This is a genomic window from Acinetobacter sp. ABJ_C5_2, assembly GCF_044538485.1.
GTDB classification, from domain to species: domain Bacteria; phylum Pseudomonadota; class Gammaproteobacteria; order Pseudomonadales; family Moraxellaceae; genus Acinetobacter; species Acinetobacter nosocomialis_A.
The window spans coordinates 325290-349959 of the sequence record NZ_JBIUCS010000003.1 but is presented as its reverse complement, the minus strand read 5'-3'; the positions used below and the strand labels follow the sequence as shown (position 1 = coordinate 349959).

General features: G+C 39.7%; 18 protein-coding genes, 1 pseudogene and 1 riboswitch. Of the genes and pseudogenes, 15 read left to right on the top strand and 4 right to left on the bottom strand.

The window, feature by feature from the left end; translation table 11 throughout:
* Positions 1 to 224 precede the first annotated feature (224 nt).
* Both ACH8JV_RS06770 and pyrE read left to right on the top strand, forming a co-directional pair.
* Positions 225 to 2072 carry a N,N-dimethylformamidase beta subunit family domain-containing protein gene (locus tag ACH8JV_RS06770; protein ID WP_396520323.1) on the top strand — a complete coding sequence of 616 codons (1848 nt, stop codon included), beginning with the start codon at positions 225 to 227 and terminating at the stop codon, positions 2070 to 2072.
* Positions 2073 to 2261: 189 nt separating this feature from the next.
* Positions 2262 to 2452, top strand: a pseudogene (gene pyrE / locus ACH8JV_RS06765) (orotate phosphoribosyltransferase); the annotation flags it as partial.
* 166 nt (positions 2453 to 2618) lie between these two features.
* Here pyrE and ACH8JV_RS06760 read toward each other — a convergent pair.
* Positions 2619 to 3389, bottom strand: a complete 771-nt coding sequence (locus tag ACH8JV_RS06760; RefSeq protein WP_396520321.1) for a hypothetical protein — start codon at positions 3387 to 3389, stop codon at positions 2619 to 2621.
* Between the two features lie 734 nt (positions 3390 to 4123).
* Between ACH8JV_RS06760 and ACH8JV_RS06755 the strand changes: the two genes are divergently transcribed.
* Positions 4124 to 5419, top strand: a complete 1296-nt coding sequence (locus tag ACH8JV_RS06755; protein ID WP_396520319.1) for a hypothetical protein — start codon at positions 4124 to 4126, stop codon at positions 5417 to 5419.
* Positions 5420 to 5691: 272 nt separating this feature from the next.
* Here ACH8JV_RS06755 and ACH8JV_RS06750 read toward each other — a convergent pair whose 3' ends face one another.
* Positions 5692 to 7884 carry a TonB-dependent receptor gene (locus ACH8JV_RS06750; RefSeq protein ID WP_396520317.1) on the bottom strand — a complete coding sequence of 731 codons (2193 nt, stop codon included), beginning with the start codon at positions 7882 to 7884 and terminating at the stop codon, positions 5692 to 5694.
* 225 nt (positions 7885 to 8109) lie between these two features.
* Positions 8110 to 8322 carry a DUF1737 domain-containing protein gene (locus ACH8JV_RS06745; RefSeq protein WP_000781166.1) on the bottom strand — a complete coding sequence of 71 codons (213 nt, stop codon included), beginning with the start codon at positions 8320 to 8322 and terminating at the stop codon, positions 8110 to 8112.
* Positions 8323 to 8482: 160 nt separating this feature from the next.
* On the opposite strand from ACH8JV_RS06745, the gene gshB reads away from it, so the two are divergent.
* From gshB to lpxC, 8 genes are all read left to right on the top strand, one after another.
* Entirely contained in the window at positions 8483 to 9427 is a 945-nt protein-coding gene (gene gshB, locus ACH8JV_RS06740) for a glutathione synthase (RefSeq protein WP_396520316.1), read from the top strand.
* A gap of 237 nt (positions 9428 to 9664) precedes the next feature.
* On the top strand, positions 9665 to 10762 hold the full coding sequence (murG, locus tag ACH8JV_RS06735; RefSeq protein WP_396520314.1) for an undecaprenyldiphospho-muramoylpentapeptide beta-N-acetylglucosaminyltransferase: 1098 nt from the start codon (positions 9665 to 9667) through the stop codon (positions 10760 to 10762).
* A gap of 11 nt (positions 10763 to 10773) precedes the next feature.
* Complete coding sequence (gene murC / locus ACH8JV_RS06730) at positions 10774 to 12222, top strand: UDP-N-acetylmuramate--L-alanine ligase (protein WP_033855553.1); 1449 nt, start codon at positions 10774 to 10776, stop codon at positions 12220 to 12222.
* Between the two features lie 37 nt (positions 12223 to 12259).
* Complete coding sequence (locus tag ACH8JV_RS06725) at positions 12260 to 13186, top strand: D-alanine--D-alanine ligase (protein WP_002053928.1); 927 nt, start codon at positions 12260 to 12262, stop codon at positions 13184 to 13186.
* Between the two features lie 2 nt (positions 13187 to 13188).
* Positions 13189 to 14043, top strand: coding sequence for a cell division protein FtsQ/DivIB (locus ACH8JV_RS06720; RefSeq protein ID WP_396520311.1), 855 nt, complete (start codon positions 13189 to 13191; stop codon positions 14041 to 14043).
* Between the two features lie 60 nt (positions 14044 to 14103).
* Complete coding sequence (ftsA, locus tag ACH8JV_RS06715) at positions 14104 to 15366, top strand: cell division protein FtsA (protein ID WP_002053865.1); 1263 nt, start codon at positions 14104 to 14106, stop codon at positions 15364 to 15366.
* A 164-nt stretch (positions 15367 to 15530) separates the two neighbouring features.
* Positions 15531 to 16706, top strand: coding sequence for a cell division protein FtsZ (gene ftsZ, locus ACH8JV_RS06710; protein ID WP_002053783.1), 1176 nt, complete (start codon positions 15531 to 15533; stop codon positions 16704 to 16706).
* Positions 16707 to 16816: 110 nt separating this feature from the next.
* Entirely contained in the window at positions 16817 to 17719 is a 903-nt protein-coding gene (lpxC, locus tag ACH8JV_RS06705; protein WP_031982274.1) for a UDP-3-O-acyl-N-acetylglucosamine deacetylase, read from the top strand.
* A 97-nt stretch (positions 17720 to 17816) separates the two neighbouring features.
* Here lpxC and ACH8JV_RS06700 read toward each other — a convergent pair whose 3' ends face one another.
* Positions 17817 to 18257, bottom strand: coding sequence for a DUF721 domain-containing protein (locus ACH8JV_RS06700; RefSeq protein WP_263614821.1), 441 nt, complete (start codon positions 18255 to 18257; stop codon positions 17817 to 17819).
* Between the two features lie 107 nt (positions 18258 to 18364).
* Between ACH8JV_RS06700 and ACH8JV_RS06695 the strand changes: the two genes are divergently transcribed.
* The 4 genes from ACH8JV_RS06695 to ACH8JV_RS06680 all read left to right on the top strand — a co-directional run bounded on the left by ACH8JV_RS06695 (position 18365) and on the right by ACH8JV_RS06680 (position 24433).
* On the top strand, positions 18365 to 19057 hold the full coding sequence (locus ACH8JV_RS06695; protein ID WP_263614820.1) for a M23 family metallopeptidase: 693 nt from the start codon (positions 18365 to 18367) through the stop codon (positions 19055 to 19057).
* A 251-nt stretch (positions 19058 to 19308) separates the two neighbouring features.
* The gene (gene aceE / locus ACH8JV_RS06690) at positions 19309 to 22026 is read left to right on the top strand and encodes a pyruvate dehydrogenase (acetyl-transferring), homodimeric type (protein ID WP_263614819.1); all 2718 of its coding nucleotides are present in this window, start codon (positions 19309 to 19311) and stop codon (positions 22024 to 22026) included.
* A 2-nt stretch (positions 22027 to 22028) separates the two neighbouring features.
* Positions 22029 to 24011 carry a 2-oxo acid dehydrogenase subunit E2 gene (locus ACH8JV_RS06685; RefSeq protein ID WP_311069949.1) on the top strand — a complete coding sequence of 661 codons (1983 nt, stop codon included), beginning with the start codon at positions 22029 to 22031 and terminating at the stop codon, positions 24009 to 24011.
* Between the two features lie 149 nt (positions 24012 to 24160).
* Positions 24161 to 24433 (top strand): hypothetical protein, encoded by a 273-nt coding sequence (locus ACH8JV_RS06680; protein WP_311069948.1) that lies wholly within the window; start codon positions 24161 to 24163, stop codon positions 24431 to 24433.
* A gap of 36 nt (positions 24434 to 24469) precedes the next feature.
* Positions 24470 to 24666, top strand: a riboswitch (yybP-ykoY riboswitch).
* Positions 24667 to 24670 lie beyond the last annotated feature (4 nt).

Sequence of the window (24670 nt, the reverse complement as noted above, 5' to 3'; positions counted from 1 at the left end):
AATATTTAAGACTTAAAATTGATAATTTGAAGTGTTTTTTTTCTTTTTGGTAAAATATATAAATTACTGATGAATAATAAAATTTAATAATTTTTATTTTTAAAAAATTGTTCTAAGTTATTGATCTTGACGAATCCTAGAAATCAGCTCATTTATATATAAAAGCTTTAAAAGATGTAGAAAATTTTCCAGTTTTTCATTTCATAAGGATACGAGGTGGAGATATGGCAGTTTCAGGATATTCATCAGCAACTTCCGCTTTACCAGGAAGTTCAATAAGTTTTTATCTCAGTACTGATTCACCTGGGATAACTAGTTTAACCGTAGAGCGTATAGGAACAACTACAGTATCATCAACACTCTCTACAACTCTTTTTACCCGATCACTTCCTGCAACAAACCCATGGGAAGGATTCGGGTGGCCAGTTTCAGTAACGTTTAATATCCCTTCGAATTGGCCTCCTGGGCTATATAGGCTAGCTTATTCGGGACAGGACGTACTTACTTTTGTGATTCGACCAGCCACTCAAGCAGCGGTTTCAAAAGTTCTTTTACAAATCTCGTTTTTAACGCCAACTGCTTATAATGCAGCGGGTGGTAAGAGTTTATATGATTATAATAGTGGTGGGGCGGGAACTCGTGCGAGCAAAGTTTCCTTTAACCGATCAGGTGGCACTCCTGCAAGTAATGGGCCTGAATCTATACTTATTCGCTGGCTTGAAACAGAAGGGATACCGATCGAATATTGTTCGAGTGTGGACCTCCATAGTATCTCAACTCTGCTCACTAATTATGATTGTTTGATCATTGCAGGACATGATGAGTACTGGACGCGAGCAATGAGAGACCAGACAGAGCAGTTTATTGCTAATGGTGGTAACGTGATTGTACTCTCTGGGAATACTTGTTATCGAGCCGTAAGGTTAGAACAAGGGAACCGTATGGTTGTTTTCTACAAATATGCCGGTAATGATCCCAACTTGAATGCTTATGATACAACTGTCGCGTGGGCAGAACCACCATTGAATCGGCCACAGAATTATTTTCTTGGTGTTGGTTTTACTGATGGGGCTTATGGTGGAACAGCAACAGCATATACGCTTCGTTTCCCAGGACATTGGGTATTTAATGGTGTTTCCCCAGCCACTACAACTTCAGCATTTATGACCTATGAGGTCGATGCGGCAGCCTATGTAGAAGAAGTAGAAGGTTATCCCCGTGTTACAGGCGATCAAAATACACCACTGACTACGACTGTACTGGCTTCGGCAGACATGCGTTCATGGACTGGCAAACCTGGACGCGCGACAATGAGTATATTTTCTCACAATGGTACAGTTTTTAATGCGGGAACAACAGATTGGTTATCTGTTTTGGGAAGTGATTCTGTTGTAACTACCATCACACGTAACGTATTTGCCCGTCTTAAACAGCGTATAACATGGGACTGGGAGAATATTGGGAGTGCCAATGGTTGTACTGCACTTACAGCATTAGATGGCAAAATTTTTATGGCCACTTCCCTAAATCGACTTTTACAACGTTACCCTATTGGTGCAGACGTGGCCTGGCGTGATATTACTCAGGCAAATAATGTTATTGCAATGGCCGCTCTTGGGGATACACTTTATTGTGTTACAACCGATAATCAACTTTGGTGGTATCCTGCTTCAGCAGTAGGGCAGTACTGGACTTCAATAGGGACAGGACCTACGGGTGGTACCAAGGCATTAGTTGCTACAGGTGGAATGCTTTACGCAGTTGATAGTGTAGGGGCGCTGTGGAGAACTCCGGCAACGAGAACAACGCCATCATGGACAGCGATGACCGCATTTGTTCAGGATGCAACTGTCAATGCAATGAGTGCTTATGGTGATATCCTGTTCGCTTCGACTACAGATAATCGCTTATTACGTACAAATTCAGACTATATTAGTGAAAGTACTGCTTGGGTATATATTCATCACTGTAATTATTCTGCTGGTCTGGCAGTCGTTGAATCAGTACTCTTTGTTGCTACAACGCAGAATGTTCTTTGGAAAATTGATCTTTATGGGCTACGCCAGCCTTAAGATGGCACAAAAACAGTATCTAAAAACAAAAAGGCATACCTCTAAAATAGGGGTATGCCTTTTTAATACTTACTTAAAACTGATAAATTAAACGCAGTAACACATTGCGTGGTGTGCCTAGTGTGCTGTCTGAATATCAGTACTCTTTATTGGTTAGATTATTAACCGCAAGTATGATGGCACTATTTTAAAAATGCCGATACAACTATTGTGGGTGTGTTGGTGGCATTGGATCGTCAAGAATGTGGCCAAGGTAAGCTTTCTAAGAATTAGAAATTCCTGTGCACGCACTGATTACCATGAAAGATTTAATGGATTATTTAGAAGCGAAAGGCGAAAAAGAAGCGTTAGTAAATATGCAAGCTTATCGTGAGAAGTAGGTATCTAAGAGTTAGGTATGGAAAAAGGAAGCTGTGGCTTCCTTTTTTTTTATAATTTAATCAAATTATTGAGTTGGTTGAATTGTAATCGTGGGGTGTGGAAATCGTAAAAAAACTGTTTCAGTGCATTTGATATAAATATTTTTTGAGTTTTTTGCAAGGATTCTTATCCCATTGATTGCAGTTTATTCTTTAAACTCGTAGTTTTACCACAATTCGTATTATGTACCCATAGACATGCACCATCTACATAGTAGGTATGGTAATCCTGAACTTCAAAATTATAAACATCAGAAAGATAGGGTAAATATTTCCTTTCACTGTGTATATTTTCTGGAGAATATGCATTGTAAGAAAAATCCGCTATGATTTGACCGCTTTGTTTTATTTCCTCAAGATCAAAATTCCAACCACACTCTTCCATTCTATTTTCTGGATCTATCGCCCATGCAATATGTGGTTGTTCTGTCTGATATAATGGTGTTGCAAAATGTACAACATAATATTTATCATCAGATTGGATTACATCACCATCCATTAACTGATCCAATTGGCACCATTTTCCTTGATCATAAAGTTCAAGACTATTCAATTCACCTGAGATAGATGCCCAGCCACACACCCAGAATTGATTATAGGGTGTTGCAATTATGTTTTTCGGATAAGTTGGATTATTTCTAAAATCATCGACTAGCTCTAAAGCACTTAACAACCAAATTGGTTTCTTTTCGAGTTTAAAAGTATTAACTACAGGTTTATAGTCCTGTATTTTTGTACCTTCTTCTGGTCTGGATAAAACTAGATCACCTACCTGTATATCTTCGATTTTTTTCCAAATTCTACGTGGTAAATTTAGATCCCTCTGTACACGCACTAGAGTACCCGCAATAAAACACCCAATAAATTGAGTATTATTTACACCCTGCTGTAGTATCATTTTGATTTATTCCATCCCCAAAAACATATATACCCTAGATTCTTTTTAGCACCTAAATGCCCTTGTTCTGCTAAAAGTCTTGTTTTTTGTAAATCATCTGCCTTTGTACAATTTGACAAAGATAAAGATGTCAAAAAGCATTTTATCACCAATGATATTTTTTTAATTTCATAAAATTCCAAATAATTTTTAAGTTATTAAGGGTGTTAACGTGATGTAAATAAAATAGTTTATTCAATATAATAGAATGTTATGTGAAACTCTTTAATTTTAATTTTAAATCAAATATTTAAATTTTTCACCTTTAAAAAGCCGACCTTCACCTCACATTTCTTCCACTTCATCGTCATACCCAACTTGTCTTGTTGACCTTGTTCAGTCAGCATCAAAGACGAAAAAGAAGCTTTAGCCAATATGCAAGCTTATCGCGAGAAATACGGTATCTAAGAGTTAGGTATAGAAAAGGAAGTTGTCGCTTCCTTTTTGGTTTGTTGAATGTAATTAAAAAATTATTGGAAATAGTGATTATAAAATAATCGGAGAACATGAAGAATCAATAAAAAGCTATTCGAGTGTACTGAGCTTTAGAATGGATTTGTCCAGAATTTTGATGTAAAAGGAAAATTCAAGTATTTCGCATAAAGTGTTATATAAAATTATATTTAGATAAAACACTATTTATAATTTTAAAATTTACATTAAAATATTAAAACTCAAATATTAAGAGCTAAAAAATGGCGTCGAAACAACAACCTATTAAACAAAATGAAGAAGAAAAACGTACAAAATTTATTCAGTTATTCGAAAATGCAGAAACGAAAAATGATTGGAGAAAAATATCGAAGAAAAGTAGTCGTTTTTGGAATGCTGAACTGCTAACAAAATATCAAGATCGGTTGGATTGGGTAGAAGGGTTATCACGTAACCCATCTGTATTAAAAAAAGAAAAAATTATTGAACAATTTAAAGATTATTGGCATTGGGGAATACTATCTCGCAATGAAGGCCTACCGTGGACAAATGACTTAATAGAGCAATTTAAAGATCATTGGAACTGGAAAGGATTGTCTTGGAATGATGCCTTACCTTGGTCCGAAAATTTAATTGAAAGATATTCTGATCGTTGGGATTGGGAAGGATTATCTTGTAGACGTATGATGCTATCTAACAGTATTATTAAAAAATATAGAACAAGATGGGACTGGTATTCGTTGTCGCTTTTCTTACAAATGAACGCTGACTTACTTGAACAATATAAAAGTGATCTAAAATGGCAGGCTTTATCAGCGAATAGATCCACTATATGGTCTGCAGAGTTACTTGAATTATATAAAGACAAATGGGATTGGACAGTCTTATCAAAATTTGACAGGTTTTATCAAAAGATAGAATGGTCAAATAAGTTGATTGAACAATTTAAAGAACGCTGGGATTGGACGAAACTATCTAATAATGAAAACTTACCATGGAATGCAGATTTAATTTTACAGTATCAAGATCGTTGGGATTGGAATGAATTGTCTGAAAATTTGAAGTTACCATGGTCAAATCATTTGGTTGAACAATTTAAAGAATACTGGGATTGGACGAAACTATCCAATAATAAAAGCTTACCATGGTCAAATGATTTGGTTGAACAATTTAAAGAACACTGGGATTGGACGAAACTATCCAATAATAAAAGCTTACCATGGTCAAATGATTTGGTTGAACAATTTAAAGAATACTGGAATTGGACGCAACTATCCAATAATAAAAGCTTATCATGGTCAAATGATTTAGTTGAACAATTTAAAGAACACTGGGATTGGACGCAACTATCCAATAATGAAAGCTTACCGTGGTCAAATGATTTGGTTGAACAATTTAAAGAACACTGGGATTGGGATATTTTATCAGCTAGCTTTAACTTACCATGGAGTAAACCATTTTTATATCAATATCAAAATTATTGGAATATTCTAGTTTTGAGAAGAAATAATAAGAGAGTAATTGAGTCATGGTTAAAAGAAGTTGAAGTGATTGAATAACATGTAATGTGTTGTAGAGAAAAACTGAGACTTAGGCTTAAAATAACTATTTATAACTTGGGTATTTTCTGCCTCCATTTAACATAATGGGGGTATGCAAAACACTTCTCTACACTCCAAAGTCGTGTCCAACTTATCTTATTGTCCTTGTTCAGTCATCACCAAAAGCGAAAAAAAAGCGCTAGCAAATATGCAAGCTTATCGTGAGAAATACGGTATCTAAAAATAAAAAGGCATACCCCTAAATAGGGGTATGCCTTTTTAATACTTACTTAAAACTGATAATTTAAACGCAATAACACATTACGTGGTGTGCCTGGCATACTGTCCGAACGCCAGTACTCTTTATTGGTTAGGTTATTTACCGCAAGTGTGATATTCCAAGGGTCGGCACTGTATCCAATTGCTGCATCGACACGGTTAAAGCCTTCCATTTTTACTTGATTATTAATATTTGGATAATAAGAACCGACATAGGTCACGCCCACTTCGGTATACCACTGTTCGGTCGGTAAATAACGAACAAATAAATTACCCGTATTTTTAGAAGTATTGGCTAAATAATTGCCTTCACGTTCAGGATTTTGTTTGTCTTCTTTTACTTTTGCATCGGTATAACCATACCCACCGCGAACAAAGACATTATCAAGTACACGGCCAATAAAACTAAATTCGAGACCACGAGATTGATGTTGACCAGCAGTTGCCCATACATCTGGTTCACTGTCAGGGTTCGGTTTATAGCGAATATTATTTTTACGAATATTAAAGACAGAAAATTGAGTATTTAAACGATTATCGAACCATTCACTTTTTACCCCAACTTCATATTGCTCGTTATATTGAGGCTCTTTATCCATTTTCGCGACATCGGTACTTCCAGTAACTTGGTTGACACCCATTTGTCCACCAAACGGTGCGAAGCTTTTAGAGTAAGACGTATAAAAGCTATGCTCTGGAACGGGTTGCCATACTAAACCCACATTTGGACTAAAACTGCTATCTTTTACATTACGATGGTCATTGTTAAGCTTATTGGTAGTTGAAAAGTCAAAGTAATCATAACGTAGACCCATCATAAGTTTAAGTTGGTCATTTAGACCAATTAAATCCTGAATAAATACACCATAAGTGGTGCCTTCATTGTAGTTATGTTGGCTAATTAAAAGAGGGCCATTACCTCGGCTATATTCACGCTCACCAGTGAGCGGATTAACATAACCATAAATGGCTGAACCGTTTTGAGTCTTATTGGCTAGGCGCGGTTCTCGTTGTTCATAAGTCCAATCTGTACCGACCATAATTTGATGTTCGAGCTGCCCCGTTTTGAACTTGCCCTTAATATCAAAGGTATTGGTCGTGGTCTTATTGCTAGTTTGTTGCCAGTAGTAAATTTGATTGATATAGCCTTTTTTTGTTGTACAGGTTTTACCTTTTAAATCTTTGCCATCTAACCCACAATAAGTTCCAAAATAAAAATGATCAAAGTTTTGTTCTGCTTGACGGTAACTCGCTGCCCAGTGGAAGTTCCAGTCAGGCGCATATTCATAATTCACATCGGTACGTACCAGTTGCAAAATATCATCAACATAATCGCCATCTTGGGCAAATCCTGTTTTGATAGATGTACCTGCAGGTAGATTATCACGCGTTGGCCCACGGTCAGGAACTCGACCTAATTTGTCATAAGTATATTGTGTGGTCCAAGTGAGTGTTCCATCGTCATTTTTATAAGTGAAACTTGGTGAAAACATTTCAATTTTATTTTCAATGCCAGAGCGGAAGCTGCCTGACTCGCCATATTCTCCAGTCAAACGTATTGCTAAATTGTCATTAATGACTTGATTAATGTCGGCAGTTGTTCCGTAGTTGTCGTAAGAACCTGCGTATGCACCAACTGAACTTTTAGAGTCAAAATTGGCGAACTTACTCACCATATTCACAACCCCGCCACCAGCACTACGACCATATAAAACAGAAGCGGGGCCTTTTAAAATTTCAATACGTTCGATATTTGCTGTACTACGACGTACTTGTCCGCTTTCACGTATACCATCACGGTAAATATCGCCTGTGTCGGCACCAAAACCACGAATCGTGATCCCATCGCCGCGCATATCGTAACTGGTTGATACACCTGGTGTACCTTGCAGCATGACGCTTAAGTCATTTGATCCATAAATTTTATATTTTTGAACATCAATAGTATCAATAGTTTGCGGAATATCTTTTTTGTCTAAACCATTACGTGTGACATTGGCTTTGTCGTAGTCGATATAACTTTTGATGGGATCGAGTTCACTCATCGCTTCAATTTTTATAGTTGGCATAACTGCTGCAACTTTTGAAGATGAGTCAGCTAATTCCTCTGCATAGGCACCTTGAATATTCAAAATCATTAAACTGAGTAAGCTCAGCGGGAAAAGACGCTTAATTTGGGGAGATGATATAGAAATTCTTAACATAAAAATAAAATCAGTTAACAAAAATAAAAGTATAAATGATAATTATAATCATTTAATTGTTTAGAATAAAAGAACTATTGCTTGCAAAATTACATTGATTGTTTTTTAAAAATTGATTTTTAAAATATAATTTATTTATTAAAAATTCGATTGAATGAAATGATTAGTTTTATTTATGAATAGGGTTTTGAAGAGGGTGCTCTACGGCTAAAAGCACCCTTGGAGTTAAGCATTATTTTTGAGAACATCTAAAATATCCATTTCTGGATCATAATTTTCATCAATTGTTTTGCAAATTGCTTGGCCTACAATAACTTGAGAGCCATTAAAAGTCATAGTAGGTGCCTCATAGAGCTCCCAACCATGATTAAGTGCTTTAGTCACTCGTGCACAAAAAGCAGAGTCATCAGGTCCGGTTAAATAGCGATAAAGTTTCATCTTTAGCCTTTAAAAATAATATTTTATGGGAGTAGTTTAACTGAATTTACCTTAATTCAAGATAAAGAAATAACCGATAAGGTTTTACTAAAATTAAGAAAAACGAGTGAAAAATCTCAGCTATACTCATGCTAATTTAAATTTTAAGAAGAGCTTGAGCATGCGTGTACTTGTCGTCATGGATCCGATTGAAACCGTAAATCTGAAAAAGGATTCAACCATGGCAATGTTGTGGGCGGCGAGCCGTCGTGGACATGAGTTAGGCTATGCATTACAACAAGATTTATATATCGATCAAGGTAAGGCTTACGGTCTCATCTCTCCGTTAAAAGTTTTCGAAGATTACAACCATTATTATGAGTTAGGCGAAAAGAAAAAAGAATCTATCGCGGCTTATGATGTTGTCCTCATGCGTAAAGACCCGCCTTTTGACATGAACTTTGTCTACACAACTTACGTGCTTGAACAAGCTGAACGTGAAGGTTCATGGATTATTAATAAGCCCCAATCACTACGTGACTGCAATGAAAAATTGTTTGCTACGCAATTTCCTGAATTACAGGTGCCAACACTTGTAACATCGCAGCAGAGTTTGATTCGCGAATTTATTAAAGAACATGGCGATGTGATCGTTAAGCCACTTGATGGTATGGGTGGTATGGGTATTTTCCGTTTATACCAAGACGGTGTAAATATTGGTTCTACATTGGAAATGTTGACAGAATTAGGCACTCGTCCAATTATGGCTCAGCGTTATATTCCTGAAATTGTAGAAGGGGATAAACGAATTCTAATGGTGAATGGTGAACCTGTTCCGTACTGTCTCGCTCGTATTCCACAAAATGGTGAAGTGCGCGGTAACTTGGCAGCAGGTGGTTTAGGTCAAGCGCGTCCACTTACTGAAAATGATAAGCAGATTGCAGCGAAAATTGGGCCTTTCTTGCGTGAAAAAGGTTTGGTATTTGTTGGACTTGATGTAATTGGTAATTATGTCACTGAAATTAATGTGACCAGCCCAACCTGTATTCGTGAAATTGATGCTCAATTTGGTACTTCAATTGCCGATGATCTGTTTGACGTATTAGAAGCTGGCCGTCCTGCTTAATCATCTACTTTGGGTGATTTCCTAAGCGAATATTGGGAAATCACCTAAAAATATATGAATTAATAAAACCACAATATGAAATACGCTAGCGCTTTGTAGGCATATTTTCAAAAAAGCACATCTTTCTGTTATAAACGAGTGAAATTCGCTTTTCGTTAATGAAGCTTTAGGATTAAAATAAACGGCTACAAAAATAGATGACAATTTCCATTGTTTTTTGAGTTGAAGAATTAGACCGTGACAGATTCACAGCAAAGCAAACCTAAACATGTCATGATGATGGCTGCCGGTACTGGTGGACATGTTTTTCCAGCCCTCGCCGTAGCCAAACAACTTCAACAACAAGGTTGTCAGGTTTCATGGTTAGCCACGCCAACAGGTATGGAAAATCGGTTATTAAAAGATCAAAATATTCCAATATATCAAATTGATATTCAAGGTGTGCGTGGAAATGGAGTCATCCGTAAACTTGCTGCACCTTTTAAAATTTTAAAAGCAACTTTTAGCGCAATGCGCTATATGAAACAGCTTAAAGTAGACGCGGTAGCTGGCTTTGGCGGCTATGTTGCAGGCCCTGGTGGCTTGGCAGCACGTTTGTTAGGTATTCCTGTACTTATTCATGAGCAAAACGCGGTTGCTGGTTTTACCAATGCACAGTTATCACGCGTGGCTAAAGTGGTGTGTGAAGCATTTCCAAATACTTTTCCTGCTAGCGAAAAAGTGGTAACGACTGGAAATCCGGTACGTCGTGAAATCACTGATATCTTAAGCCCAAAGTGGCGTTACGATGAGCGTGAGCAAGCGGGCAAACCCTTAAATATTTTAATTGTAGGCGGTTCATTAGGCGCAAAAGCACTCAATGAACGTTTACCTCCAGCATTAAAACAACTTCAAGTTCCACTGAATATTTTTCACCAGTGTGGTCAGCAACAAGTTGAGGCAACTCAAGCTTTGTATACAGATGCGCCAGCAAATTTAACTGTACAGGTTTTGCCTTTTATTGAAGATATGGCAAAAGCGTATAGCGAAGCAGATCTGATTATTTGCCGTGCTGGGGCATTAACAGTGACAGAAGTTGCAACTGCTGGTGTTGCAGCAGTTTTTGTACCGCTTCCAATCGCGGTAGATGACCACCAAACTGCAAATGCTAAATTTCTGGCCGATGTCGGCGCTGCAAAAATTTGCCAGCAATCGACCATGACACCAGAAGTTTTAAATCAATTGTTTACCACGTTGATGAACCGCCCATTACTTACAGAAATGGCAGTGAAAGCGCGTCAACATGCCCAACCAAATGCAACTCAGCATGTGGTTGATCTTATTCAAAAAATGTAATCGGATTTACTATGTCTCCAATAACAGCTGCAAACCAAGCAAAAAAATTGATTAAAGTGCCTGAAATGCGCCGTATCAAACACATTCATTTTGTGGGTATTGGCGGAGCAGGTATGTGTGGTATTGCTGAGGTGTTAGCTAACCAAGGATATAAAATTTCCGGTTCAGATATTAAAGCTTCTAAAACTACACAACAATTAGAAGAAAATGGCATTAAAGTCTATATCGGACACGAAGCAGAAAATATTAAAAATGCGAATGTGCTTGTGGTTTCAACTGCAATTGATCCGGAAAATCCGGAAATTAAAGCAGCGATTGAACAACGTACTCCGATTGTACGTCGTGCAGAAATGCTCGGTGAGCTTATGCGTTACCGTCATGGTATCGCGGTAGCAGGTACACATGGCAAAACCACAACAACGAGTTTGTTAACCACTATGTTGGCTGAAGAAAACCTTGACCCAACTTATGTGATTGGTGGTTTACTTAACAGTACTGGTGTAAATGCCGCTCTTGGTGAAAGCCGTTTTATTGTTGCTGAAGCTGACGAATCAGATGCATCTTTCCTTTATTTACAGCCAATGGCAGCGATTGTAACCAACATCGATGCTGACCATATGGACACTTATGAAGGTAGCTTTGATAAATTAAAAGATACGTTTGTACAATTCCTACATAACTTACCGTTTTATGGTTTAGCGGTAGTTTGTGGTGATGATGCAAACGTTCGTGAGATTTTGCCGCGTGTAGGCCGTCCGGTTATTACCTATGGTTTTAACGAAGATAATGACATTCGTGCGATTGATGTAGAGCAAGATGGCATGCGTTCGCACTTTACGGTGTTACGTAAGGGCCGTGAACCGTTACGTCTAACGATTAATCAGCCTGGTTTACATAATGTTTTAAATGCTTTGGCTGCAATTGGTGTTGCTACCGATGAAGGCGTTTCAGATGAAGCAATTAGTCGTGCATTAAAAGGCTTTAGTGGTGTTGGACGTCGTTTCCAAGTACAAGGTGAATTTGAGCTTGGTGAAGGTAATGTGAAATTAGTTGATGACTATGGACACCACCCGAAAGAAGTGGAAGCTACAATTAAAGCTGCTCGTCAGAGTCACCCTGACCGTCGTTTAGTAATGCTTTTCCAACCACACCGTTACTCTCGTACTCGTGATTGTTTTGATGACTTTATTGAAGTTTTATCTCAAGTCGACCAATTATTATTACTAGAAGTTTATCCGGCTGGGGAAAAACCAATTGTTGGTGCAGATAGCCGTACTTTGGCGCGTAGTATTCGTTTGCGTGGTCAGGTGGAGCCGATTTTGATTGATCCGGTTGACGGTAATTTGCAAAACATCATGCAAAATGTGTTACAACCAAATGACTTGTTATTAACGCAAGGTGCAGGTAACGTGGGAGCAATTTCAGTAGAACTTGCACAGCATCATTTGTATGTGAAATGAACAAAAAATATTGAATTATTGGGTTAAGGATTTAAACGTGTCAAATGCTACAAAATTCGGCAAAGTTGCTGTGTTACTTGGTGGAAAATCGGCTGAGCGTGCTGTGTCTTTAGATAGTGGTCAGGCAGTTCTGGACGCTTTGTTACGTTCAGGTGTTCAGGCTGAGGCATTTGATCCGCAAGACCGTAGCGTAACTGAACTTGTAAATTACGACCGCGCATTCATTGTTTTGCATGGTCGTGGTGGTGAAGACGGTCAAATCCAAGGCGCACTTGAGTGGTTAAACATTCCTTATACAGGAACAGGTGTGCAAGGTTCTGCAATTGGTATGGACAAGGTCAAAACCAAGCAAATTTGGCAAGGCAGTGACTTACCAACGGCACCGTATCGCATTATTACTAAAGAAACTGACCTAGATTCAGTCATTGCCGAATTAGGTTTACCTGTCATTATCAAGCCTGTACATGAAGGTTCAAGTGTAGGCATGAGTAAGGTTGAGAAAGCTGAAGATTTTGCGGCAGCAATTGAAAAAGCAACTCAGCACGATGCTGTAGTGATGGCAGAAAAATGGATTACGGGTCGCGAATTTACGATTTCATTCTTAAATGGTCAGCCTTTACCTGTTATTCGTTTGCAGCCACCAGCAGATGTTGCTTTCTATGACTATGAAGCAAAATATCAACGTAATGATGTCGAATATGGTATTCCTTGCGGTCTTAGCGAGAGCGAAGAGAAAAACCTACAAGCCTTATGTTTACGTGCTTTCCAAGCCGTAGGTGCAGAAGGTTGGGGCCGTATTGATGCAATGCAGGATGAGCAAGGTAACTTCTGGCTTTTAGAAGTAAATACCGTACCAGGTATGACCAGCCACTCGCTTGTGCCAAAAGCAGCTAAAGCTGTGGGTTATAGCTTTGATGAATTGTGTGTTGCAATTCTTGAGCAAACATTGGAAGGTACGGCTTAAATATGGCACAACTTCCGGCTTCCATGCGCCGTAAACGTGCGGCGATTACCTCCATTCATGAAAAACCGCCTACGCGCAAGCAAAAGCTTGCCAATGCTGGCGGATGGGTGTTGCTGGTTATTGCCTTTTTAGTCTTGGCAGCCGGAATTTACGGTCTATATAAAGTTATTACTGATGCAACTGTCGCAAAACTTGAAGTGGTAGGTTCAACAACTCTGGTTGAGAATCAGCAAGTGATGCGATATGTGCAACCGATTGTAAAAGATAATTATTTCACGTCTGACTTAGAGCAGATTCGTGATAAAGCATTAGAAATTTCATGGGTAGACCGAGTTGTCGTATCTCGTGCCTGGCCAAATGGTATTCGTGTTCGTGTGATGCCTCGACATGCGATCGCCCGTTGGGGAACAGGTCGCTTATTAAGCGATGGTGGTGACGTATTTAGTGAGGCAGAACCGAGACTTCATCCTGAGCTTCCGCTGTTACATGGTCCGGTAAGCCAGTCTAAAATGATGATGCGACGCTATAATGAAATTAATCAGTTATTCCATCCTGTTAATTTGCGTTTAAAAGAGTTATATCTAACAGAGCGAATGACTTGGTTTATGCAGTTTGACTCTGGTTTACGAATTATTGTTGACCAAGACCAAACAATGAATAAATTGCAACGTTTAAGTCACTTGGCACAATCTGACCTAAAACCTGTGTGGATGAAAATCTCAGCCATTGATTTGCGATATCGTAATGGATTATCTATTCAATGGAAGAATGCAACCCCACCTAAAATTGTGAATGGTCAGTTTGTTGTAACGAGTGATGACACAAGCATTGCAGGTGATGCAAAAGCAAAGCCATAATACGTGGCTTTAAAATAGGCAATTTGCCTGGTATTAGACAACAAAGAAATGGTATGAGTGATGAGTGAAGCTGTTCCCTCAGTTGTTGCGATTGACATTGGGACGCATAAAGTTTCAGTTTTGATTGGAAAAATTCATGCGCCGGATAACATTCAGGTTATCGGTATGGCAACTGCTCGCAATCGAGGCATGAACAAAGGAAAAATTGTAAGTCTCGATAAAGTCATTGCTGCGATTAAAAATGCCGTTGCTGAAGCGGAAAATATGGCCGAATGTCGCATTCATAGTGCGTGGGTATCAATTCCGAGTACCGAGCTGCAAAGTTTCTATGCTTCTGGACGCACACCTGTTGCTAATCCAGCACATGTGATTACAACCAATGAAGTTGTACGTGCATTAGAATTAGCAAAAGCAAGCCATGTGACTTCTGACTACTATTTAGCAAGTGCTGTCCCGTTAGGGTTTGAGTTAGGCGACTCTGCTGAATGGGTTCAAAACCCAATCAATATGACCGCTCATAGCATGACTGGCCACTATCAACTCATGATGATGCCGATTGCCACTATGCAAAACCTTGATCGTGCCATGAAAGGTGCGAACATTGGTGTAGAGAAAATGGTGGTCTCTTGCTTAGCTACGGCTGAAGCAAGTTTGCTGAAAGATGAAAAAGAATATGGCGTTTGTCTAGTTGATATTGGTGCAGGTATTACCAACCTGGCAGTTTATTTAGATGGTCGTTTGGCTTTAGCACGTACATTACAGCGTGGTGGTGAACATGTGACACGTGACATTGCTGCTGTGTTGCAAACAACCACTGAAGAAGCTGAACGCATTAAAATTCTGCATGGCTGTGTTGATCTAAGTGCTGTTAAGCCTGACCATATGATTCAGGTACAGGGTATTGATGGACCTCAAACGATTAGTCGTATTGAGTTATCAGAAATTATTATTGCGCGTTATGAAGAGATTTTCAGCCAGATTCGCGAAGAACTCGAACAAAGCGGTGCAATCCATGGCCTATATCATGGCGTTGTATTGACAGGTGATGCTTGCCAGATTGAAGGTATGGTGAGTTTAGCGCGTCGTATGTTAGGTGTGTCTGCTCATTTAGGTAATCCACCGTTACAGGTGTATGCTGATGATCAGCATCAAGCTGCATTACGCCGATCAATGTATGCGACAGCAGCTGGTTTGCTTATGTTTAGCCAAAGCGAATTACAAGAAGCTGTTGAGGAACCTGAAGAGGGGAATGACCGTTCGGTATGGGAACGAATGGTGAATGGCTGGAATGCGTTTAATAGCAAACTTAAAGCCATTTTTTAGGATGTATGGATTTATTGGTAGAATTGTTAGGAAGTTGTAAGAGAAAACCACTGTACTTGACAAGGTTTGTATTGCACAGCATTCTTAAAATTAGTTATTTTTGAAAATCAAGGCAGTATACGGGCTGAAGTGACTGCCATAATGTATTAGGAACCCTAAAGGTCATGGCCTCATTTGAATTTATAGAAGATGAACTAAACGATGGCAACGGTCAAGCCCGTTTCACTGTATTTGGTGTAGGTGGCGGTGGCGGTAATGCCGTTCAGCACATGGTACAGTCTGATATTCAGGGTGTTAAATTCGTTTGTGCCAATACAGATAAACAAGCACTTGACTGTATGAATGCCCCTTTCAAAATTCAGTTAGGTGAGCAAAGTACACGTGGTCTAGGTGCTGGTGCTAACCCTGAAGTAGGTCAGGTTGCCGCAGAAGAAAGCCGTGAAATTATTCGTCAGCACCTTGAAGGAACTGACATGGTATTTGTAACCGCTGGTATGGGTGGTGGTACAGGTACTGGTGCTGCTCCGGTTGTTGCCGAAGTTGCTAAAGAAATGGGGATTTTGACTGTTGGTGTTGTAACAACTCCATTTAACTTTGAAGGTCGTCGTCGTCAAAAATCTGCTGAACGTGGTATTGAAGCGCTTGAAGCACATGTTGATTCATTGATTATTATTCCTAACCAACGTTTATTGAGCGTGTATGGTGATATTTCAATGAAAGATGCCTACAAAAAAGCAGATGATGTATTGCTAAACGCTGTACGTAGTATCTTTGACCTTGTTGTTAACCGTGGTCATATTAACCTTGACTTCGCCGATTTGAAAACTGCAATGAGTACTCGCGGTTATGCAATGATGGGTGCTGGTTTAGGCCGTGGTGAAGACCGTGCGCGTCAAGCTGCTGAACAGGCAATTCGTAGTCCACTACTTGATAATGTGAATATTATTAATGCGAAAGGCGTGTTAATTAACATTACAGGTGGTGATGACATCACTTTGCGCGAAACTGAAATCATTACTGATGTGGTTAACCAAATTGTTGACCTTGATGAAGGTGAAATCTTCTACGGTACGGTATTTGATCCAGATGCGCGCGATGAATTACGTGTAACTGTTATAGCTACTGGTTTAACACGTAATGCCGCTGATGCAGAGCCAAGAAAGCGCAATACAGTAAGCCATACAGCAACTCAATCTGCACAATCTGTAGATGAAGATGATGTTCCTGCAATTAATAAACGTCAAAATGCAGAAAATGATGTGAATAATGCACCAAGTTCATCACCGCGTTCTTCGCCAATGAGTATTCAAGATTACTTGAAAAATCAGCAACGTAAGTAATTCAGCGTTCAATCTATTAAAAGGCAGTGTATAAACACTGCCTTTTTTTATTTTTGATCAATGACTAAATATGCTAACGTATAGCGGTTTTAAAAAAGAAGTTACAAAGCATGGTGAAACAACGTACTCTCAATCGTGTGGTAAAAGCGAGTGGAATAGGTCTTCATAGCGGTCAAAAAGTGATGATCAATTTCATTCCACATACCGTGGATGGAGGTATTGTATTTCGCCGTATCGATTTGGATCCACCAGTCGATATTCCTGCTAATGCATTGCTCATTCAAGAAGCATTTATGTGCTCAAACCTTGTCACTGGTGATATTAAGGTCGGTACAATTGAGCATGTAATGAGTGCGATTGCGGGTTTAGGAATCGATAATTTAATCGTAGAAGTATCAGCATCTGAAGTTCCAATTATGGACGGTAGTGCTGGACCATTTATTTATTTGTTGATGCAAGGCGGCTTGCGTGAACAAGATGCTCCGAAAAAATTTATAAGAATATTAAAGCCAGTTGAAGCTTTAATTGATGATAAAAAAGCAATTTTTAGACCGCATAATGGTTTTCAACTTAACTTTACCATTGATTTTGATCATCCTGCCTTTGCAAAAGAATATCAGTCTGCGACTATCGATTTTTCGACCGAAACGTTTGTGTATGAGGTCAGTGAAGCACGAACTTTTGGCTTTATGAAAGACTTAGATTACCTCAAAGCAAATAATTTGGCTTTAGGTGCAAGCCTAGATAATGCAATTGGTGTAGATGATACAGGGGTTGTGAACGAAGAAGGTTTACGATTTGCTGATGAATTTGTCCGACATAAAATTTTAGATGCAGTAGGTGATTTGTATTTGCTTGGTCATCAAATTATTGCCAAGTTTGATGGTTATAAGTCAGGACATGCTTTAAATAATCAGCTATTACGCAATGTTCAAAGTGATCCGAGTAATTATGAAATTGTAACATTTAATGACGAGAAAGACTGTCCAATTCCATACGTGAGTGTGACATAAGTCATTGTCTTTATTTGGCTACGTTATAATGTAACAATGAAAATTGTGATTTTAGTCACATAATAAGAACGATTCTAATTAAGGAATAGAAAGCTCATCATTTTTTATTGCTTGCCAAACGTAGTAAAGCTTGGCTAAGCTTAGGGTCGCTCACGAAGTCGGCAGCACTACGTAACATTTCTTGTGTTTCCGGGGGGATGGATTTAGAAGGCTCAGATGGGGGCGCTGTAGAAATAGTTTTATTTCTTAGGCGAACTTGAATTCTTTGTAGGTCTTTTAATCCTTCAAGTTGAGATAATTTAGATATATATTGGCTCTGTAAATAGCTGAGTTGACTAATCATTGCCTGATTTTCACCAGTAATAATTAAAGTGCCATTTTGATAACACACGACCTGCCATTGTTCCGGTTGGGGCAATAAGGGTTGGATTATTTTCGTAAGTCTTTGCCATTGCGCGACTTGCGTTGTTAGAAACGTAAGGTTTCCTGTTTTTATGTGTTTTCCGGATTGTTGAAAAACGTTATCGGGTTTAGACATTGATCGTTCTCGAATGGTTTCTTGTCCTAATCTTAAGCGTTCATTTCAACCGATATCAAGGAAGAGATCATAAGGAACTTGAGTAAGAACAGTTTCAAGAGGTTTTTATGCACACGCGTCGTATTTTATTAGCGTTTTCACTTGCCGCTTCGGCAGCATCGGTTGCTTTTGCAGATTATCAAAATATTAACCAATCTACTGACTCAGATCGATTGGAACAGTTATCAAAAACATTATCTCAAGGTTCATATACGCATCCTGATGATTTAGATCTTCCGGCAAGTGCTAAAGTTTCAGTCACTTTACGCCCAAAAACAGTTGAGCTCAACAATGACTCACTGGCAAAAAAATATGGTCATACGACCGCTAAAAGCTCTTTCAATGCCTCTTCTTCAAATCCTTATTCTTGGTTAGTTTCTCATCCTCTTCCTGATAGCGTACGTGTTTCTTCTAACTTTGGTGGCCGTACCATGGGTGGTCGTGCAGAGCACCACGGTGGTTTAGATATGTCTGCGCCAAGTGGTACACCAATCTATGCAACAGGTCCTGGTATTGTAACTAAATCAGGTTGGGGTACAGGTTATGGTCAATATGTTGAAATTAACCATGGTAATGGTTATTTAACACGCTATGCACACGCTTCACGTTTAATGGTTCGTGTGGGTGATCAGGTTTCTGCTGGTGACCATATTGCTAATGTGGGTTGTACAGGTCGTTGTACTGGACCACATTTACACTATGAAGTAGTTAAAGATGGTCAACGTAAGAATCCATCAACTTACTTAGCAATGTTGCCTTAATTACATTTCTTAAAAGATCAAGGTTATTGAATTTGTGAATCTGAAAATGAACATAAACCTTTCTTAACGCAATGATCGTATAAAAAAACGCCAATATTGGCGTTTTTTTGTTATTTTGACTCATGCTCGGTCAATGACTATTCATTCAGAAAATAATAGGGCCCCCTCACATTCACCCGTGGCAATAACTTGAGAGGGGCAAAACGTGGTAAAAATACAAAGTAGATTAGAGAACAAGGAACAGGTGAATTATGGCGTTTTACGGTGACTCCGACGCACAAGAAACCCAAGAATGGCAAGATGCATTCGATTCAGTTTTACAACATATGGGAACTGAGCGAGCGGCATTCTTGTTGGAAAAACTTTACCAACAAGCAATTGCTAAGCATGTTCCAATTCAACGTCTCAATACACCTTACTTAAATACAATTTCTGTTGAAGAACAACCTGCAATGCCAGGCGACCAAGATATGGAACGCCGTATTCGTGCATTGATTCGTTGGAATGCCTTAGCAATGGTACTTCGCGCGAATAAAACAGGTGATGATTTAGGTGGTCACTTAGCGAGTTTCGCATCAAGTGCAACATTATATGACGTAGGTTTTAACCATTTCTTCCGCGCAAACAGCGATAACTTTGGCGGAGATATGATTTATTACCAAGGACACTGTGCTCCTGGTATTTATGCACGTTCATTCCTCGAAGGACGTTTAACTGAAGAACAGTTAAGTAATTTCCGCCGTGAAGTTGGCGGTAACGGTTTACCAAGCTATCCACATCCATATTTAATGCCAGACTATTGGCAATTCCCAACTGTATCAATGGGTCTTGGTCCAATCATGTCGATTTATCAAGCACACATTCAAAAATATTTGATGAACCGTGGCTTGATCAAAGAAGAAGATCGTAAAGTCTGGGCTTATCTTGGCGATGGTGAAATGGATGAGCCAGAAAGTACTGGTGCAATTTCACTTGCTGGTCGTGAAAAGCTAGATAACCTCATTTGGGTAGTTAACTGTAACTTACAGCGTCTAGATGGTCCTGTACGTGGTAACGGTAAAATTATTCAAGAATTAGAATCTTTATTCCGTGGTGCGGGCTGGCGTGTCATTAAAGTGGTATGGGGCCGTCATTGGGATCCACTACTTGCAAAAGACAGCACAGGCGCTTTAAAAGCGGTAATGGAAGAAACTGTTGATGGTGAGTACCAACGCTATCAAGTAAAAGGTGGTGCATATACACGTGAGAAATTCTTTGGCAAGTACCCAGAAGCTGCGGAACTTGTAAAAGATTTAAGCGATGAAGACATCGATAATCTCAACCGTGGTGGTCATGACCCGTACAAGGTTTTTGCTGCATATGCAGAAGCAATGAAAGCTAAAGGTCAACCAACAGTTATTCTTGCGAAAACTGTTAAAGGTTACGGTTTGTCTGAAGAAATTGAAGCGGTGAACAAAACTCACCAAATCAAGAAAATGCAGATCGACTCTTTGAAATATGTACGTGACCGTTTTAACCTGCCATTTACAGATGATAAGTTAGAAGAGCTTCCATTCTACCGCCCAAGTGAAAACTCTCCAGAAATGAAGTACATGAAGGCGCGTCGTGAAGCATTAGGTGGTTACCTACCTGCACGTCGTCGTGAGAGTGAAACTTTAGCGATTCCTGAATTATCTGTATTTGATGCTGTATTAAACGGTTCAGGTGGTAAAGAACAATCTACTACGATGGTAATGGTGCGTTTAATTGCAGCTTTACTTAAAGAAAAAGCAATTAAAGATCGCGTAGTGCCAATCGTTCCAGATGAAGCACGTACTTTTGGTTTAGAAGGTATGTTCCGTCAGCTTGGTATTTATGCTGCTCACGGTCAAAAATATACTCCAGAAGACCAAGAACAGTTAATGCATTATCGTGAAGCAAGTGACGGTCACATGCTTCAAGAAGGGATTAACGAAGCTGGTGCGATGAGTGCATGGGCTGCGTTAGCGACAAGTTATTCAACGAATAACTTGCCAATGATTCCAATGTACATGTACTACTCAATGTTTGGTTTCCAACGTATTGGTGACATTGCATGGGCAGCTGGTGATGCACAAGCTCAAGGTTTCTTGTTAGGTGCAACTGCTGGTCGCACAACATTGAACGGTGAAGGTTTACAGCACCAAGATGGTCATTCACATATCTTGGCAAACACGATTCCAAACTGCGTATCTTATGATCCATGTTTTGGTTATGAGTTAGCTGTAATCGTACATGACGGTTTAAAACGTATGTATGTGAACCAAGAACGTGTGTTCTATTACTTAACAGTAATGAACGAGAACTACGAGCATCCTGCAATGCCAGAAGGCGCTGAGGAAGGTATTAAACGTGGTATGTACTTGTTCGAAAAAGATGAAAAAGCAACTGTTCAATTACTTGGTTCAGGTGTCATTCTTCGTGAAGTGATTAAAGCTGCGAAAATCTTACGTGATGAATACCAAATCCATTCAAACGTTTGGAGTGTAACAAGCTTCAATGAGTTGTCTCGTGATGGTATGGCATGTGAAGAATACAACCGCCTACACCCACTTGCTGAAGAAGTGAAAGAATCTTGGGTATCTAAGCAATTACGTGGTACAGAAGGTATTGTCGTTTCTGCTACAGACCATATGCGTGCTTATAGCGAACAAATTCGTGCGTACCTTCCAGATGGTCGTCCATTTGTTGCATTGGGTACAGATGGTTATGGCCGTTCAGATACACGTGCGAACTTACGTAGTTTCTTTGGTGTTGATGCTGCACATATCGTTGTTGCTACGTTGAAAAAACTAGCTGACGAAGGTGAAGTAGATGCACGTTTAGTGAAAGATGCAATTTCTAACTTTGAGTTAGATACTGACCGTCCGGTTGCATGGGCTCCACAAGCACATCCGGAAGTTCAGCCAGTTGCTGAATACAATGAAACGCAAACAGGTGAGGGGAACTAAGCATGCAAATTAAGACCCCTGATATTGGTGTAGATAAAGCAAACGTCGCTGAAATTTTAGTAAAAGTTGGCGACCGCGTTGAAGTTGACGACAGTATCGTTGTGCTTGAGTCTGATAAAGCAACTGTTGAAGTGCCTAGCACTTCAGCAGGTGTGGTAAAAAGCATCTTGATTAACCAAGGTGATGATGTGACTGAAGGTGTTGCTTTGATTGAGATCGAAGCAGAAGGTGCAGCACAAGCAGCACCAGAGCCAACACCGGCTCCTGCGGCTGAAAAACCAGCTGCTCCAGCACCTGCACAACAAACTCAAGCTTCAGCTCAACCTGCTACCGCTACATCAACTGCAACTGTTGACGTGACTGTACCTGACATCGGTGTTGAAAAAGCATTGGTTGGTGAAATCCTCGTTAAAGTGGGCGACCAAATTGATGTTGAACAAAGTATTGTTGTTGTAGAGTCAGATAAGGCGACAGTAGAAGTTCCAAGCAGTGTTGCTGGTACTGTAGAAAGTATTCAAGTGAAAGAAGGCGATACCGTTAAAGAAGGTGTTGTTCTTATTCAAGTCAAAACGACGTCTGCATCAAGTGCGCAAGTAGAAGCTCCTGCTCCTACAGCAGCTCCAGCTGCGGCAGCTGAACCAGTTGCTGCAAAGCAAGAAACTGTAGCAGCTGCTACTCAATCTGGTCCAGTTGATATCAATGTTCCTGACTTAGGTGTAGATAAAGCAGTTGTTGCTGAAATCTTAGTGCAAGTTGGCGATAAAGTTGATGTAGACCAAAGCCTTGTTGTGGTTGAATCTGATAAAGCTACTGTAGAAGTTCCAAGTACTGTTGCGGGTGTTGTAAAAGCAATTCACTTACAAGCAGGCCAACAGGTTTCACAAGGCGTGTTGCTTGCAACAATTGAAGCTGAAGGTCAAGCACCTGCAGCAGCTCCAGCGGCAAAAGCAGAAGCTGCACCGGCTCCACAGACAGCAGCACCTAAAGCGGCAGCTCCTGCTGCGACTCAGCCTGCGCCTGTAGCGTCAACATCTGGTGCTGATAAGTTAACGAAAGAGCAAGAAGCTGAAAATGCTAAAGTATATGCAGGCCCTGCTGTTCGTAAGCTGGCTCGTGAACTTGGTGTGATCTTGTCACAAGTTAAAACTTCTGGTGAGCATGGCCGTGTTGTTAAAGAAGATATCTTTGCTTATGTGAAGAGTCGTTTAACTGCACCGCAAGCGGCGGCGCCAGTTGCTGCAGCTGCACCAGCGGTTTCGGGTTTGCCAAAGCTTCCTGACTTTACTGCATTTGGTGGCGTGGAAGAAAAAGTACTGACGCGTTTGCAGCAGGTATCAATTCCGCAATTGTCGTTGAACAACTTTATTCCGCAAGTCACCCAGTTTGATTTGGCTGATATTACTGAGTTAGAAGATTGGCGTAATGAACTGAAAGGCAACTTCAAAAAAGAAGGTATCAGCCTGACGATTATGGCATTCATTATCAAAGCGGTTGCGCATTTGTTGAAAGAAGAGCGTGAGTTCGCAGGTCATCTATCTGATGACGGTAAATCAGTGCTCTTGCGCAATGAAATCCATATGGGAATTGCAGTAGCAACACCTGATGGTTTAACTGTGCCAGTACTTCGTAACCCAGACCAAAAATCAATTAAGCAAATTGCAGTTGAATTGGGTGTGTTAGGTCAAAAAGCGCGTGATAAGAAATTATCACCGAAAGACTTGCAAGGTGCGAATTTCACCATTTCAAGCTTAGGTGCAATAGGTGGCACAGCATTTACACCTCTTGTGAACTGGCCACAAGTTGCAATTTTAGGTATTTCACCTGCAACAATGCAGCCAGTATGGAATGGTAAAGACTTTGATCCGCGCTTAATGTTGCCGTTGTCATTGTCTTATGACCACCGTGTAATTAATGGTGCAGATGCAGCTCGCTTTACAAATAAACTTACGAAGCTTCTTAAAGATATTCGTACTTTATTAATCTAATGCTTTGAAATAATTGACTAAAACCTCGCTTCGGCGGGGTTTTGTTTTTGATATCTCTTTAATTAAATTTTGGGTTAATCTACAGGCTAAGCAAGGCTTATTGAGCGTGAGGAGAAATTTCTCGTTATCAGGTAAAGGAGAAATAGTAAATGTTGGGTTTCCTGAAAATTATGTTGCCCTTACTGTTGATTGTATTTTTATTGATGGGAGTATGGGTCAGTATTTTACACTTCCCGTGGGAATGGATGACTTATGTGGTGATGGGTTTTGAGGTGTTTGTCGCTACTTTGATTTTGCCCTTTGAATATCAGGCTGGAACGAGCAGTAGCCATATTGGTTTCATTCATATAAGTGCTTATTTTGCAGTGTTATTAGGTCTTGCGCGTTTATTGGTGTGGGCGTGGGTAAAATTTATTGCTTGAATGTTTGAAAAATAGAGTGACTTGAATATAATAAACACATACTTCATTGGGGAGTAGCCGCTATTCACAGCAAATGTGAATAGGTGATGGTCAACATAATTGTTCAACAGAACATGGTCATCATAGCTTAAACGTCTCATCGTTCCTGAGTTGGCAAGACCTTTGATTTACCACTCTGCAATCATTTTATGATATTTGGCTAGCAGGAGGGGTAGGTCATAGGCATTTATGCTAGCC

Bases quoted from the DNA above. Each gene is read 5' to 3' on its own strand.
- ACH8JV_RS06755 (WP_396520319.1), top strand. From the start codon at position 4,124: ATGGCGTCGAAACAACAACCTATTAAACAAAATGAAGAAGAAAAACGT.
- ACH8JV_RS06695 (WP_263614820.1), top strand. From the start codon at position 18,365: ATGCACACGCGTCGTATTTTATTAGCGTTTTCACTTGCCGCTTCGGCA.
- ftsZ (WP_002053783.1), top strand. From the start codon at position 15,531: ATGGCCTCATTTGAATTTATAGAAGATGAACTAAACGATGGCAACGGT.
- ACH8JV_RS06760 (WP_396520321.1), bottom strand. From the start codon at position 3,389: ATGATACTACAGCAGGGTGTAAATAATACTCAATTTATTGGGTGTTTT.
- ACH8JV_RS06700 (WP_263614821.1), bottom strand. From the start codon at position 18,257: ATGTCTAAACCCGATAACGTTTTTCAACAATCCGGAAAACACATAAAA.
- murC (WP_033855553.1), top strand. From the start codon at position 10,774: ATGTCTCCAATAACAGCTGCAAACCAAGCAAAAAAATTGATTAAAGTG.
- lpxC (WP_031982274.1), top strand. From the start codon at position 16,817: ATGGTGAAACAACGTACTCTCAATCGTGTGGTAAAAGCGAGTGGAATA.
- ACH8JV_RS06770 (WP_396520323.1), top strand. From the start codon at position 225: ATGGCAGTTTCAGGATATTCATCAGCAACTTCCGCTTTACCAGGAAGT.
- aceE (WP_263614819.1), top strand. From the start codon at position 19,309: ATGGCGTTTTACGGTGACTCCGACGCACAAGAAACCCAAGAATGGCAA.
- ACH8JV_RS06685 (WP_311069949.1), top strand. From the start codon at position 22,029: ATGCAAATTAAGACCCCTGATATTGGTGTAGATAAAGCAAACGTCGCT.
- ACH8JV_RS06750 (WP_396520317.1), bottom strand. From the start codon at position 7,884: ATGTTAAGAATTTCTATATCATCTCCCCAAATTAAGCGTCTTTTCCCG.
- ACH8JV_RS06680 (WP_311069948.1), top strand. From the start codon at position 24,161: ATGTTGGGTTTCCTGAAAATTATGTTGCCCTTACTGTTGATTGTATTT.
- ftsA (WP_002053865.1), top strand. From the start codon at position 14,104: ATGAGTGAAGCTGTTCCCTCAGTTGTTGCGATTGACATTGGGACGCAT.
- ACH8JV_RS06720 (WP_396520311.1), top strand. From the start codon at position 13,189: ATGGCACAACTTCCGGCTTCCATGCGCCGTAAACGTGCGGCGATTACC.
- gshB (WP_396520316.1), top strand. From the start codon at position 8,483: ATGCGTGTACTTGTCGTCATGGATCCGATTGAAACCGTAAATCTGAAA.
- ACH8JV_RS06745 (WP_000781166.1), bottom strand. From the start codon at position 8,322: ATGAAACTTTATCGCTATTTAACCGGACCTGATGACTCTGCTTTTTGT.